This is a genomic window from Burkholderia sp. MS389 (assembly GCF_016899425.1).
In the GTDB taxonomy this organism is placed as follows: Bacteria; Pseudomonadota; Gammaproteobacteria; order Burkholderiales; family Burkholderiaceae; genus Burkholderia; species Burkholderia sola.
The window spans coordinates 2244915-2258710 of sequence record NZ_CP045994.1; the positions used below are offsets into that span (position 1 = coordinate 2244915).

Here is a 13796-nt window from a genome sequence, read left to right on the forward strand (position 1 = left end):
AGAGGGACCGAACCGTGTCCGGTTCACGAAAACCGTGCGCGCCCGGGACGCCGGGCGCGGCGAGCGGCGGCCTATGACGCGCCGGATTCGGCGTCGCGGGCAAGCCGCGCTTCGCGCAGCGCGCGACGGCGCTCGGCGAAGAACGACTTCAGCGCGGCGCCGCACTCGTCGGCGAGCACGCCGCCGGTCACTTCGGTGTGGTGATTCAGTTGCGGATTCGCGAAGGCATCGATCACGCTGCCGCACGCGCCCGTCTTCGGGTCGGCCGCGCCGTAGACGACCCGCGCGATGCGCGCGTGCATGATCGCGCCTGCGCACATCAGGCACGGCTCGAGCGTCACGTACAGCTCGCAGCCGGGCATCCGGTAATTCTGCAGCTGCTGCGCGGCCATGCGCAGCGCGGCCATTTCGGCATGCGCGGACGGGTCGTGCCCGCCGATCGGATGGTTGAAGCCGCGGGCGATCACTTCGTCGCCGCGCACGAGCACCGCGCCGACCGGCACTTCGCCGGCCGCGCGCGCCTCTTCGGCGGCAGCCTGCGCAAGACGCATGAAATGGAGGTCGCGCGCCGCGACGGGCGCGGTTTCGTGAACGGGAGAATCGGCGGCGGGGTCAGCGGCCGCGGCGGCTGCAGAGCGTGCTGCGTCGTGCAGCGCGTCGGACGTCACATCGTCCCCGCTTCGGCGGGCGCGTCGTCGAGCCCGCGCTCGCACAGGCGTTCCGCGATGCGCCGGCAGTAGTCCCGCGGCATCACCATCGGGCCGCCGCGCAGCGATTCGAGCGCCATGTCGAGCGCGAGGATCTTCGCCTGCAGCCGGCAACGCGCGGCACGGTCGCTGACCGCCTGCACTTCGTCGTGCAGGTTGCGCAGCGCGCGCAGTTGCTCGACGGCCGGCGGCACGAAGCCCGCGTTCTTCAGGATACGGTTGGCCACCCGCACCTCCTCGGGCACGAGCAGGTCGTCATCCAGCGCCTGCGGCGCGCCGGTACCCGGCAAATCGTCGAACTCGCCCCGCGCGGCGGCGGCGGCAATACGTTGTTCGACCAGGGCGTCAAGCAGTCTCATCAGTCAATCGGAACAATGCGGCAGGGCGAATTCTAGCAGGGTGACGCCGGTATGACAGGCCCTTCGAATACATGCTCGATATTGTGGTTTTAGGGGCCGAATCGCCGCGCATGCGCGCCGATCGCCGTCAGTTGCCGCTCTGCTGCGCAGCAGCAGGCTGAGCGCGGTTTGGACGCGTGCAAATGGAACGCGTATCCGGGCCCATTTTTTATCCACGTCGATGCGGCCGGCCGCCGTCGATCGCGTGAAAATGCGACGCGCGTCGCTTCCGCTGCCCGATTACGCAGCCACGGTTTCCGGCCGCGCCTTCGCGAACGGGCGGAACATCGTCGCGATCAGGAACGCGCCGATCCCGATCGCGAACGAGCCGAGGTACAGCCGGCCATAGCTGCCGAACGCATCGACGATCAGGCCGCCGGCGACCGGGCCCGCGGCCATCCCGAGGCTGCCGGCCATCGCGCAGCCGCCGATCACGGTGCCCATCATCCGCAGCGGGAAATTCTCGCGCGCGAGCACGGAATACAGCGGCATCACGCCCGCATAGATGAAACCGAACAGCGTCGCGACCGCGTAGAAGCCGTCGAGCGTGCGCACGAAGTAGTAGCCGAGCGCGCCGAGCGCCTGCGCGAGCAGCCCCGCCACCAGCATGCGCTTCGCGCCGAGCCGGTCGCCGAGGATCCCGAACGCGATCCGGCCGCCCATGCCCGCGAGTCCTTCGACGCTGTAGATCGACACCGCGACGATCAGCGGAATCCCGCAGGTCACCGCGTAGCTGACCGTATGGAAGATCGGGCCCGAATGCGTCGCGCAGCAGAAGAAGTTGGTCAGCACGAGCACCATGAACTGCGGCGAGCGCAGCGCATCCGCGACCGACATCGCGGCGGGCGCGCCGGCGGACGCCGGCGCAGCCGCCGCGTGCGCGGATTCGGGATCGAGCGCGGGCGCCCGGCGCACCAGCAGCGACACCGGAATCATCACGACGGCCGCCAGCGCGGCGATCAGCAGCATCGACGTGCGCCAGTCGCGCACCGACACGAGCCACGCAGCGAGCGGCGCCATCGTCATCGGCGCCATCCCCATGCCGGCCGACACGAGCGAGACCGCGAGGCTGCGGTGCGTGTCGAACCAGCCGGTCACGCACGCCATCATCGGCGCGAATATCGCGGCCGTCGCACCGCCGACGGCCAGGCCGAAGGTCAGCTGGAACGCGAGCAGCGACGGCGCGCGGCTCGCCAGCGCGAGGCTCGCCGACAGCAGCACGGCGCCCGCGATGACGACCGGCCGCGTGCCGACGCGGTCCGACAGGCTGCCCCACGCCAGGCTCGCGAAGGCCATCGCGATGAAGCCGAGCGTCATCGCGGCGGAGATGCCGGTCATCGACCAGCCCGTATCGCGCGCGATAGCCCGCAGGAACACCGGCAACGAAAACATCGCGCCGATCGCGACGCAGCCCATCAGGCCGCCCGCGGCGACGATCACCCAGCGGTATCGGGAATCCGGCATGTGGCGTGTCATGTGGCTTCTCCTCGTTCGTTGCGCCATTCGCGGCAACCGGCTGCCGGCCGCATGGCGCGGCGCACTGCCCGGTCGATATCGATACGACGGGCGGCACATCGGGAAATCGACATGCGCGCCGCATGGGTCGCGAATTTTTTATTTTGGGCGAATCCGCTCGGCTCGCAAGGGTCGGATCGCGCGCCCCACTTTTCCTCAACGGGAAATTCGAAATCAGAAATCGTTGGTTGGGGCACGCACTCGCGCTGGCTACACTCGCCCCATCTTGTCATAACAAGTTGACCGATGCCCCCACCCAACGTCGTGCCGTTGTCCGCGGCCCCGCTCTACGTGCAGATCAAGGACACGCTGCGCACGCGCATTCTCGACGGCACCTACGCGCCGCACAGCCGGATGCCGTCCGAGCACGCGCTCTGCGCGATGTTCGACGTCAGCCGCATCACGGTGCGCCAGGCGCTCGGCGACCTGCAGAAGGAAGGCCTGCTGTTCAAGCTGCACGGCAAGGGCACGTTCGTGTCGAAGCCGAAGGCGTTCCAGAACGTGACGTCGCTGCAGGGCTTCGCGGAGGCGATGTCGTCGATGGGCTACGAGATCGTCAACCAGTTGCGCAGCCTGCGCACGGTGAAGGCCGATCGCCATCTCGCGACGAAGCTGAACGTGCCCGAAGGCGCGCCGCTCGTCGAGATCCATCGCGTGCGGCTGCTGAACCGCGAACCCGTGTCGCTCGAACAGACCTGGGTGCCGGAAGCGCTCGGCAAGCGTCTCGCCGGCGCCGATCTCGCGACCCGCGACATCTTCCTGATCCTGGAGAACGACTGCGGCATCCCGCTCGGCCATGCCGACGTGTCGATCGACGCGATCCTCGCGGACGACGAAATCGTCGACGCGCTGCACGTCGAGGAAAGCAGCCCGGTGCTGCGTATCGAACGCCTCACGCACGACGCGTCGGGCGCGCCGCTCGACTACGAATACCTCTACTTCCGCGGCGACGCCTTCCAGTACCGGTTGCGCGTCGACCGGCAGAAGGCGCGCAAACCTGCAAGGAACCCGCGATGAATACCCATGTGCATGAATACGACATCGTCGTGGTCGGCGGCGGCACGGCCGGCCCGATGGCGGCCATCAAGGCGAAGGAGCGCGATCCGTCGCTGCGCGTGCTGCTGCTCGAGAAGGCCAACGTGAAACGCAGCGGCGCGATCTCGATGGGGATGGACGGCCTGAACAACGCGGTGATTCCCGGCCATGCGACGCCCGAGCAGTACACGCGCGAGATCACGATCGCCAACGACGGGATCGTCGACCAGGAAGCCGTGTACGCATACGCGACGCACAGCTTCGCGACGATCGAGCAGCTCGACCGCTGGGGCGTGAAGTTCGAGAAGGACGGCACCGGCGACTACGCGGTGAAGAAGGTCCACCACATGGGCTCGTACGTGCTGCCGATGCCGGAAGGCCACGACATCAAGAAGGTGCTGTACCGGCAACTGAAGCGCGCCCGCATCGCGATCACGAACCGGATCGTCGCGACGCGCGTGCTGACCGACGCGCAGGGTCGCGCGAGCGGCGTGCTCGGCTTCGACTGCCGCACCGCCGATTTCCACGTGATCCGCGCGAAGGCCGTGATTCTCTGCTGCGGCGCGGCCGGCCGCCTCGGCCTGCCGGCGTCGGGCTACCTGATGGGCACGTACGAGAACCCGACCAACGCGGGCGACGGCTACGCGATGGCCTATCACGCGGGCGCCGCGCTCGCGAACCTCGAATGCTTCCAGATCAATCCGCTGATCAAGGATTACAACGGCCCGGCGTGCGCGTACGTGACGGGCCCCTTGGGCGGCTTCACCGCGAACGGCAAGGGCGAACGCTTCATCGAATGCGACTACTGGAGCGGCCAGATGATGTGGGAGTTCTACCAGGAACTGCAGAGCGGCAACGGTCCCGTGTTCCTGAAGCTCGACCATCTCGCGGAGGAAACGATCCGGACCATCGAGCAGATCCTGCATACCAACGAGCGGCCGAGCCGCGGCCGCTTCCATGCGGGGCGCGGCACCGACTACCGCAGCCAGATGGTCGAGATGCACATCTCCGAGATCGGCTTCTGCAGCGGCCACAGCGCATCGGGCGTGTACGTGAATGCGCGCGCGGAGACGACCGTGCTGGGGCTGTACGCGGCCGGCGACATGGCGGCCGTCCCGCACAACTACATGCTCGGCGCGTTTACGTACGGCTGGTTCGCCGGGCAACACGCGGCCGACTACGTGGCCGGCCGCGAACACGCGCCGGTGGACGACGAACAGGTCGATGCCGAGCGCACCCGCGCGCTCGCGCCGCTGCTGCGCGAGCGCGGCCTGGCGCCGGCGCAGGTCGAGTACAAGCTGCGCCGCATGGTGAACGACTACCTGCAACCGCCGAAGGTGACGCGCAAGATGGAAATCGGGTTGCAACGTTTTGACGAAATCACTGAGGATATCGAAGAAATCAAGGCGAACAACCCGCACGAACTGATGCGCGCGGCCGAAGTGCGCGCGATCCGCGATTGCGCGGAAATGGCCGCGCGCGCATCGCTGTTCCGCACCGAGAGCCGCTGGGGGCTGTACCACCATCGCGTCGATTTTCCGCACCGCGACGATGCCGAATGGTTCTGCCACACGTGGCTGCGCAAGGACGCCGCCGGCGCGATGCGCAGCGAGAAGCGGCCGGTCGAACCGTACGTCGTGCCGCTTGCCGACGACGAACGCGGCGCCTACGCGCAGTTGCGCATCCGCGAACCGGCCGCGCCCGCGGCCGCCCTGTGAGGAACCTTGCCATGCCCCATACCCCGCACGACACCTTCCAGCGCAGCAGCGCGCCCGTGACGATCGACGAGTCGCTGTGCATCGCCGACAAGGGCTGCACCGTCTGCGTCGACGTGTGCCCGCTCGACCTGCTCGCGATCGACGTCTCCAAGGGCAAGGCGTACATGCAGTTCGACGAATGCTGGTACTGCATGCCGTGCGAACGCGACTGCCCGACCGGCGCGGTCAAGGTCGACATCCCTTACCTGCTGCGCTGACACGGCGCGCCACCTGCGCACCGACGACAGCACGACCGAGCCCGTGTTTATCGACATCAAGCGCCGCTGTCTCGCGCTGCTGCGCGACGCGGCCTGAGCGCAATTGCCCATTCACCGCACCGACTTTTCTCCATGACCGCTTCTTCCTCCGCTTTCCCGCTGCCCGGCGTGCCAACTGTCGATCACGCCGATCAGGCCGCGCTCGTCGCGCGCCTCGCCGCAGCCGATGCATCGGTGCGTCGCATCGCGCTGCTCGAACTCGCCGATCTCGAGGCGCCCGAGCTCGTGCCATCGTTCGTCGCGGCGCTGCGCGACGACCCGTCCGCCGACGTGCGCGGCGAGGCCGCGCGCGTGCTCGACGCGTGGGAGCAGCCCGATGTCGTCGACGCGCTGTGCCACGCGCTGCTCGATCCCGACGATGGCGTGCGCGCGACGGCCGCGCAAAGCCTGTCCGAACTGAAGGACGCGGCATCGGGCGCCGTGCTGTGCCGCTGGGCCGACCGGCCCGAGCCGTTCGTGCGCGGCGCCGTGCTGCGCGGTTTGCGCGAGTTGCGCGACCCCGACGCGTTCGCGCCCGCGCTGCATGCGCTCGACGCGAGCACCGCGGCCGTACGCGCCGAGGCGGTCGTCGTGCTCGGCTGGCTCAAGGACAGCCGCGCGCTGGCGCCGCTCGCGCGCATCGCGACCACGGACACGGATGCGGACGTGCGGCGCGCCGCGGTCAGCGCGATCGGGTTTGCGGCGGCCGACGATACCGCGGTCGTCACCGCGTTGCTCGTGGCGCTGCGTGACACTGAATGGCAGGTGCGCGAGGAAGCGGCGGCCACGCTCGGCAAGCTGCGCGCCGCCGTTGCGCGCGACCCGCTCGTCGCCGCGCTCGACGACGATTACTGGCAAGTGCGCGTGCGCGCCGTGCGTGCGCTCGGGCAATTGCGCGATGCGGCCGCGGCATCGGCCGTCGTCGCGCTGCTCCCGCATGCGATCAGCAACCTGCGCAAGGAAGCCGCGCTCGCGCTCGGCGAATTGCGCGACCGGGCGACACTGCCCGCGCTGCACGACGCACTCGACGATCGCGACCCCGACGTCCGCAAGGCCGTGCGGATCGCGATCGGACAGATCGACGACGCATCGCGATGATCGCGCCGACCGACATCGCGCTCGATCACCCGGCGCGCGCATTGACGCTGCGCTGGCCCGACGGCGCCACGCAACGTATCGGTTATGCGCGGTTGCGCAGCGATTGCCCGTGTGCGGAATGCCGAAAGGTCCGGCTCGACGGCGGCCACATCGACGCGCGGCCGGGCCTGACACTCGACGGCATGGAAGCGCTCGGCTACGGCGTACGCTTCCTGTTCGGCGACGGCCATGCACGCGGCATTTATCCGTGGCCGTATCTGGCGGACCTCACGTAGGGGCGACGACGCGCTTCCGTGGTCGCGCGGGCCGGATGGCAGGCGCGCGAAAACGCTGCGATACTGACGCCCACGATCGTCGCCACCTACCGTGGGAGCCGCACCATGCAAACCGCAGTCGGATTCATCGGCCTTGGCGTGATGGGTACGCCGATGGCGCTCAATCTCGCGCGGGCCGGCACGCCGCTCGTCGTGTGGAGCCGTTCGCACGACAACGACGATGCGCTGCGCGCCGCCGGCGCACGCGTGGCCGAGGACATCGACAGCGTATTCGCGTCCTGCCGCACCGTGATCCTGATGCTCGCGAACGACGCGGCGATCGACGCCGCCCTCGCGCGCGGCACGCCGGCTTTTGCCGCCCGGGTCGGCGCACACACGATCGTCAACATGGGCACGAATGCGCCCGACTATTCTCGCGTGCTCGCCGATGAAATCGCCGCCGCGTCGGGCCGCTACGTCGAGGCGCCGGTGTCGGGCTCGCGCAAGCCGGCCGAAGCCGGACAGCTCGTCGTGATGCTGGCCGGCGCGCCGACCGACGTCGATGCCGTCCGCGCGCTCGTGAAGCCGCTGTGCCGCGACAGCTTCGTGTGCGGCGACGTGCCGTCGGCGCTGACGATGAAGCTCGCCGTCAACCTGTTCCTGATCACGATGGTCACCGGTCTCGCCGAGGCCACGCATTTCGCGCAACGTCACGGTATCGACCTCGCGCGCTTCGCCGACGTGCTGAATGCCGGCCCGATGGCCAGCGACGTGTCGCGCGTGAAGCTCGGCAAGCTCGTCGCGGGTGATTTCTCGGTGCAGGCCGCGATCACCGACGTGCTGAAGAATGCGCGCCTCGTCGCCGAATCCGCGCGCGGCATCGGCATCGCGTCGCCGCTGCTGGACATCTGCCACGCGCTTTACGGCGAGACCGAGCAGGCCGGACATGGCGCGGCCGACATGGTCGCCGTGATTCGTGCGATCGAACGGCGTACCGGGGACGCGCGATGAGCGGTGTGCACGTGCACGCGTTCGTTCCCATCGACGGGTAGGAGCGACCATGTCCGCAACCGACAACGCTGCTTGCTTGCGCCCCGTTCCCGCCGTGATCGGCATCGTGCTGCGCGAACGCGATGTGTTGCTCGTGCGCCGCGCGAATCCGCCCGACGCAGGTTGCTGGGGCTTTCCCGGCGGCAAGATCGAGTCGGGCGAGCCGCTCGCGGACGCGGTCGTGCGCGAGATCGCGGAAGAAACGATGATCGACGTCGAAGCGCTCGACGCCTTTACCGCGCTGGATGCGTTCGATTACGATGCGCACGGCGCCGTGCGCCAGCATTTCGTCATGATCGCGGTGCTGTGCAGATGGCTGCGCGGCACGCCGGCCGCCGGCGACGATGCACTCGACGCGCGCTGGTTCGGCATCGACGAACTCGACCGCGACGATTTGCCGATGAGCGCGGGCGTGCGGGACGTCGCGCGACGGGCGATGGAGCGGGCGGCGATGCTGGGCCGCGCGCGTCCGCCATTCGCCTGACACTTCCGCTGTCGCTTGCGCATCGGCGCGACGCGTTCGCTCCGTCATGGAGCCGGCTAGCCTCCGAGCGCCGAATCATCACACATCAAACCATGCTCAGAATTCGACAATCCACCGAGGCCGACGGCACACGTGTGCTGGATATCTGGCGCCATGCCGTCGACGCCACGCATCACTTCCTGAGCGACGACGATCGTCGTTCAATCGAGTCCGAAGTCGTCGCATTTCTGCCGGGCGCACCGCTCGATCTGGCCGTCGACGAGCGCGATCGCGCGATCGGCTTCATGCTGCTCGACAGCAGCCACATGGAAGCGCTGTTCGTCGATCCCGCGCACCATCGCGCGGGAGTCGGGCGGTTGCTCGTCGAAGAGGCGCTCAAACGCCATCCCGACCTGTCGACCGACGTCAACGAACAGAACGAAGCGGCGGCGGGATTCTATGAACGGCTCGGATTCGAGCGCTGCGGGCGATCGGAGCTGGATGGACAGGGGCGGCCGTATCCGCTGATTCACCTTCGTTATCGCGGTGGCGATCGGGACTGAAGATCATCCCGGCGGGCTACCGGTCGTCAGCGGCCAGCGCCCCAAAACGTCGTAGTGCGACTTGCCGAGCCAGCTATCGATCAGGGCGAAGTCGAACACGGTCCAGGTAATCGGCTCGATCCGGTACTCATCGGGCCTCTGTGCACCATACAGCAGCGTCACGTGCGGGGTAAAACTCGACGGAAAAACAGGCACACCCGCCCGTTTCAACGCGTCTCGCAACTGCCGTCGAAAATCGATCAAGTCCTCCAGACCGGCCTTCCCCGTCAGCACCAGCGGCTGACGACCGGACCGCCGGTTGAAACTGATGATCTTGTCGAACGTCACGGAGAAAGATGGCACGTCGATGCGGTCCGCCACCGCACGTGCCCGTACAAGGGTAGCGCCCGGCACATAGGCGAAGTCGCCCAGAGAACCCAGCGTAATGTGCAGACGCTCGATGCCCACCATGCTGTCCTTCTCCAGCCGCATGCTTTCGACAAGGCCAGTAATGCGCGCCGCCGTGGCCAGGTCCGGCATCACGGCGAAAAAGAAGCGGTGCACGGGAACCGGCGGCGGCGCATCGAATCCGGGTAGCGTCAGTTGAGTCACGGCAGCATCTCCATCTGGCCTGGAGCGAGATTTGATTATCGTCAATCGGTAGCCTGCTCGCTCCCGCTCGACGAATCCGCCGTTCGCGCGCCCGAAGATGCTACCCTCTTGGCCACACTCGACACCCTCTGATGACGCACCTGAATTCAACCATGCAAACCGTCGCGGTACTGGATTTCGAAACCACCGGGCTGTCGCCGAATCTGGGCGACCGCGCAACCGAAATTGCCGTCATCCTGCTGCGCGACGGGCAGGTCGTCGACCGTTTCCAGAGCTTGATGAATGCCGGCCGACGCATCCCGTCCGATGTCGTTGCGCTCACCGGCATCACGAACGACATGATCGCGGCGGCGCCGCCCGCGTCCGAAGTCATGAAGGAAGCGGCGGCGTTCGTCGGCAAGCATGCGGTCGTCGCCCACAACGCCGGCTTCGACAAGCGCTTCTGGCAGTCGGAACTGGGGATGCTCGGCATGTCGGCCGACCATCCGTTTGCGTGCACGATGCTGGTGGCGAGGCGGATCTATCCCGACGCCCGGAGTCACCGCCTGTCGAGCCTGGCCGAGATGCTGCGGCTGCCGCAAACGGGCCGTGCGCACCGGGCGATGGTCGATGCCGAGATGGCCGGGCATCTTTGGTGCCGGTTGCAGCAGGAAATTTCGCGGACTTATGGACTGGATCGGATCGATCACGCGTTGATGTCGCGGGTGCAGGCGACGACCAAGGCGAAGGTGCCGATGTATTTGCGGTCGCTCGGGCGGGCGCTTGCGTGACGCATCCGGTCCCGGAACGGAAAACACGACGCGCGCTGACTGACCCCGCGCGTTAACGCAAAACGGCCTGGCAAAACACGGATCAGAGGGGACTGTAATGAACCAATACAAAGTACCCGAACCTCGCTCCCCGTTGCCTGAGCTAACGCAGCTTCTCACGCCCGGCATGCTAGGGTTCTATACGCATGTCGAGTGTACGGAGCTGTTCGCTAATCGGCGCGATCATGATGGTGCGCTCAATGTCTTCACACTCTTAGTTGCCGAGGAGCGATCTAATATTGAGGCACTGCCCGCCCGCTTCCTGACTCCGAAACCTATCCGGATCAAATCCCTCAATGATTGGAGTTTCGGCCTCCGTCGTTACACATTGCAGATCGACACGCTCCTTCCTGCACTTACGGCTGTGGAGGCAGGGGAAGGATGGAAACTTTCGGGCGATAACCTCGAGATCGGCAAGCTTTTCCCAATGCCCGCGCAATTTGTGCCTCCCGACAATGGCTCAGCGGTCCCATGGAACAAGCTCCTGAAAAACAACTTTTGGAGCGGTTCACACCTGCTTGAATGGACCGATCACGGCAAGGAAGTGCTGATGCCGTTCTCTGCCGACCCTCGTCGGTTGCAAGAGCTATCGGTGCAGGTCGAGAAGTACATCCCACTCCAATTGGCAGCGATGTCAGACCGGCTCGGCAATCTAGTTGTCCAACTCCCCGTCACGGTGCTGATGGCCGAATTCCAGAAGCTTCACGATGGGAATTTCCAGGTCGAACACGCCTGGCACCCAAAGGCCATTCCACGTCCTTTGATTGCGGTCTGCGAATTGGAACACGACGACATCCTCACGGGCTTTGCGTCGGCAAGCTTGGAGGACAGAATCACCCCACTCCCGATGCGTGCCGGCCGAGGGCTGTATCGGGGCTTCGTCTGGGACGAGCGGAGCAGCACACTCCTCGTCGCCTCGGGCCCAGGCTCTTTTATCTCAACCCTCTCATTCAATATGAGTTCACCCGATCCTGAACCGCGTATCTTTTCGGTCAAGAATCCGGATGGAAGTTGGGACCCTCGGCGCGTCGGCCTGACTGCGTTTTCCAATCAAAGCCTCGTTGGCGATCCCCAACCAGACGACAATGGCGGGTGGACAGCGAAACGAATGTACACCGAACACGCCAATAGGCTGGCTGCCGAGCGTCGCTTTGTTCAGTACCGTCCAGCCCATGGAAATGGAAATGCCTGCCGTCGAAAAGCGTTAGATGACCTTCGCGCCTTGATCATCGCTTACGGAGGAAAGGGGGCCTGGCTCTGGGATCCTTACCTATCAGCCAACGACATACTTGAAACGCTGTTTTACTGTCCGTATCAAGGAGTGGACCTCCGTGGTCTGACGACGCCCAAGGCTGGTTCCGGCGACGAAATCCGCCAGACACTTGACGAGTGTCAGAGCAATTGGCGGGGCTTGAAACTTGAGCTTCGAGTGCAGAAGGGCTCGACGGGATGGGACTTCCACGACAGGTTCTTGATCTTCCCATCCGGCCCGGACGGGGCCATGGCCTGGTCGCTCGGCACCTCGGTGAACTCCGTGGGCACTGCGCATCACATTCTCCAGAAGGTCGACAATGCTCAGCTTGTTATGGATGCCTTCACCGACCTCTGGGAGCTACTCAGCGAGCCGGACCATCTCATATGGAAGAAACCGTGATGAAAGCCGAGAATATCGTCCTCTCGGCGATGGAGAAGGCTACGCAAGCTGGACCGATCGAAGTTCCCAATGCTCTTATTGCGTCGATCGAAGCACAGTCCGATCCGTTGCAGGCCCTTTCTGATTGGGACGCCCGCAACAAGATATTTGAATCGATCAGATCTCAATTTACATTCGTCGATTTCGTCCGAACAAGCGGCAAGCCGCCGAGCGCTGAGGATTTCGAACAACTCACCGGCCTGCTTCGGTGGGTCCTGCAAGAATGTTCGAGTTGGAACAGCGATGTCGATCCACGGCGCATCCGGCTGGTCGCCCTACTCGTCGTCGGCCAATTCACAATGGTGGATACGAATTTCTGGGCCGCCGCACCAGATAACTTCAAGCCGAACGATGATCTGCTTGCTGCGCTCGAGAGAGGGATCGCGAGCCTGACGACGAGCTTTACGACTCGTGGCCTATCCCCTCCCATCTGGGAATCGGAAGCCGTAGCGAAATTTGAAAAAGCTGACACCGAGGGTGATTGGATCGGAATCGCACAAGGCTGGCGTTTGATCGAAGACCGTTTTTTCCCGAGCATCGCCATCGCGCAGGCTGCCCAGTGCCTTGACAGGTTTGCGCCCCAGCACCTAGTACAGGCTGTTTCGAGTCTACGACAGATGGCGTCGATCATGAGTGTCGCGCTATCGCTTCCTCCCAATGCGGCGCTACGCCTCGGCTCTGAATCGACCAATCCTCATGTTCAATTCGCGACAACTTATAGAGCTGTGTCATCAAGGGCTAACCGGGAGCCGCTTGGAGACGCTTGTAAAGAATTTCTGACTCGGATCTTGAATGAAGTGTCGAAAGATACGCAGCGCTGGGCTGGTTGGATGCGCGTGTTCAACTGCTTTTCTTTGCAGTTTCCAGAGTTACAGGCGCCGCTTGGCGCCGCTCTTGCCAATGCGGACACCGCCGCGCTTCAACTCTACGTTGACACGATCAGCGTGCACTGGTCTGGTCAGCAAACCCGATTTGCAGTTGCGAATTGCCTCCGAATCTTCCGCGACAAGGCCGGAATCGAGAAGCGACAGACATTGTGGAATTTGGCTTATCAGCGTTGGACGTCGTGGGAATTTGGTCTGAGCGGGACTGGTGAGAGCCTTACCAAGATCGCTCGATGCGAATTGGACTACGCTTTGGTGGGTTATATCGTCGAATGTCTCGACGATGCCGATCGACAACACATGCTGGCCTCGCTCATCAAGAAACTTCAGGCCGTGGAAGACACTTGGCACCCAGGGATTGTCGACTGCATTTCTAAGTGGTACGCAGTGTTGTCGGAAATGCAGCCCCTTTACTTGGCAATGAGTATCGTGGGCACAAAAGCTGAGTGGATCGATCAAGAACGGATAATGCGGCTACCGTTCGATCCGGACAAGGAGGCTTATACGGTCCTCAAATACGGTAGACCTCAACTCGCATAGGTGTGTGGCCAAGCCAGATACGCAATTCCAACTTAATTGCCCTAGCCACAAGTTTTGGCTGAACGCCTGATACCATGCCGGGATTACAAATTCCAGGCACGGTATCCGCAGTTTTTCGATGGTGCGCCCTTCGCACACCACGGAAAACACAGTTTATGACGCGAGAGATATCGTTATTTTAT

Annotated in this window: 15 protein-coding genes; 11 read left to right on the forward strand and 4 right to left on the reverse strand. The window is 64.8% G+C overall.

What is annotated here, in order from left to right:
- Positions 1-71: 71 nt before the first annotated feature.
- From tadA to GJG85_RS10410, 3 genes are all read right to left on the reverse strand, one after another.
- Positions 72-668, reverse strand: coding sequence for a tRNA adenosine(34) deaminase TadA (gene tadA, locus GJG85_RS10400; protein WP_050013321.1), 597 nt, complete (start codon positions 666-668; stop codon positions 72-74).
- Positions 665-1066 (reverse strand): DnaJ family domain-containing protein, encoded by a 402-nt coding sequence (locus tag GJG85_RS10405; protein WP_027784729.1) that lies wholly within the window; start codon positions 1064-1066, stop codon positions 665-667. The genes tadA and GJG85_RS10405 overlap by 4 nt, the downstream gene beginning before the upstream one ends.
- Positions 1067-1345: 279 nt before the next feature.
- Positions 1346-2569, reverse strand: a complete 1224-nt coding sequence (locus tag GJG85_RS10410; RefSeq protein ID WP_050013322.1) for an MFS transporter — start codon at positions 2567-2569, stop codon at positions 1346-1348.
- A gap of 297 nt (positions 2570-2866) precedes the next feature.
- Between GJG85_RS10410 and GJG85_RS10415 the strand changes: the two genes are divergently transcribed.
- The 8 genes from GJG85_RS10415 (at position 2867) to GJG85_RS10450 (ending at position 9097) form a co-directional block, all read left to right on the forward strand.
- Positions 2867-3637: a GntR family transcriptional regulator gene (locus GJG85_RS10415; protein ID WP_050013323.1), complete on the forward strand. Its 771-nt coding sequence runs from the start codon at positions 2867-2869 to the stop codon at positions 3635-3637.
- Entirely contained in the window at positions 3634-5373 is a 1740-nt protein-coding gene (locus GJG85_RS10420; protein ID WP_089488558.1) for a fumarate reductase/succinate dehydrogenase flavoprotein subunit, read from the forward strand. The genes GJG85_RS10415 and GJG85_RS10420 overlap by 4 nt, the downstream gene beginning before the upstream one ends.
- Before the next feature lie 11 nt (positions 5374-5384).
- Positions 5385-5630 carry a ferredoxin family protein gene (locus tag GJG85_RS10425; RefSeq protein ID WP_050013325.1) on the forward strand — a complete coding sequence of 82 codons (246 nt, stop codon included), beginning with the start codon at positions 5385-5387 and terminating at the stop codon, positions 5628-5630.
- Positions 5631-5762: 132 nt separating this feature from the next.
- Complete coding sequence (locus tag GJG85_RS10430; protein ID WP_050013326.1) at positions 5763-6767, forward strand: HEAT repeat domain-containing protein; 1005 nt, start codon at positions 5763-5765, stop codon at positions 6765-6767.
- Complete coding sequence (locus GJG85_RS10435; protein ID WP_050013327.1) at positions 6764-7042, forward strand: gamma-butyrobetaine hydroxylase-like domain-containing protein; 279 nt, start codon at positions 6764-6766, stop codon at positions 7040-7042. The genes GJG85_RS10430 and GJG85_RS10435 overlap by 4 nt, the downstream gene beginning before the upstream one ends.
- Positions 7043-7147: 105 nt before the next feature.
- A complete protein-coding gene (locus GJG85_RS10440; RefSeq protein WP_050013328.1) occupies positions 7148-8032 on the forward strand; it encodes an NAD(P)-dependent oxidoreductase in 885 nt (294 codons plus the stop codon).
- Between the two features lie 49 nt (positions 8033-8081).
- On the forward strand, positions 8082-8555 hold the full coding sequence (locus tag GJG85_RS10445) for an NUDIX hydrolase (protein ID WP_080334221.1): 474 nt from the start codon (positions 8082-8084) through the stop codon (positions 8553-8555).
- A gap of 92 nt (positions 8556-8647) precedes the next feature.
- Complete coding sequence (locus tag GJG85_RS10450; RefSeq protein ID WP_204383296.1) at positions 8648-9097, forward strand: acetyltransferase; 450 nt, start codon at positions 8648-8650, stop codon at positions 9095-9097.
- Between the two features lie 3 nt (positions 9098-9100).
- On the opposite strand, the gene GJG85_RS10455 is transcribed toward GJG85_RS10450, so the two are convergent.
- Entirely contained in the window at positions 9101-9688 is a 588-nt protein-coding gene (locus GJG85_RS10455) for a 2'-5' RNA ligase family protein (protein WP_063772887.1), read from the reverse strand.
- 152 nt (positions 9689-9840) lie between these two features.
- On the opposite strand from GJG85_RS10455, the gene GJG85_RS10460 reads away from it, so the two are divergent.
- From GJG85_RS10460 to GJG85_RS10470, 3 genes are all read left to right on the forward strand, one after another.
- Positions 9841-10458, forward strand: a complete 618-nt coding sequence (locus GJG85_RS10460) for a 3'-5' exonuclease (RefSeq protein WP_050013331.1) — start codon at positions 9841-9843, stop codon at positions 10456-10458.
- 97 nt (positions 10459-10555) lie between these two features.
- Positions 10556-12151, forward strand: coding sequence for a VPA1262 family N-terminal domain-containing protein (locus GJG85_RS10465; RefSeq protein WP_124630801.1), 1596 nt, complete (start codon positions 10556-10558; stop codon positions 12149-12151).
- Positions 12136-13614: a hypothetical protein gene (locus GJG85_RS10470; RefSeq protein WP_204383297.1), complete on the forward strand. Its 1479-nt coding sequence runs from the start codon at positions 12136-12138 to the stop codon at positions 13612-13614. The genes GJG85_RS10465 and GJG85_RS10470 overlap by 16 nt, the downstream gene beginning before the upstream one ends.
- The last annotated feature ends 182 nt before the right edge of the window (positions 13615-13796 follow it).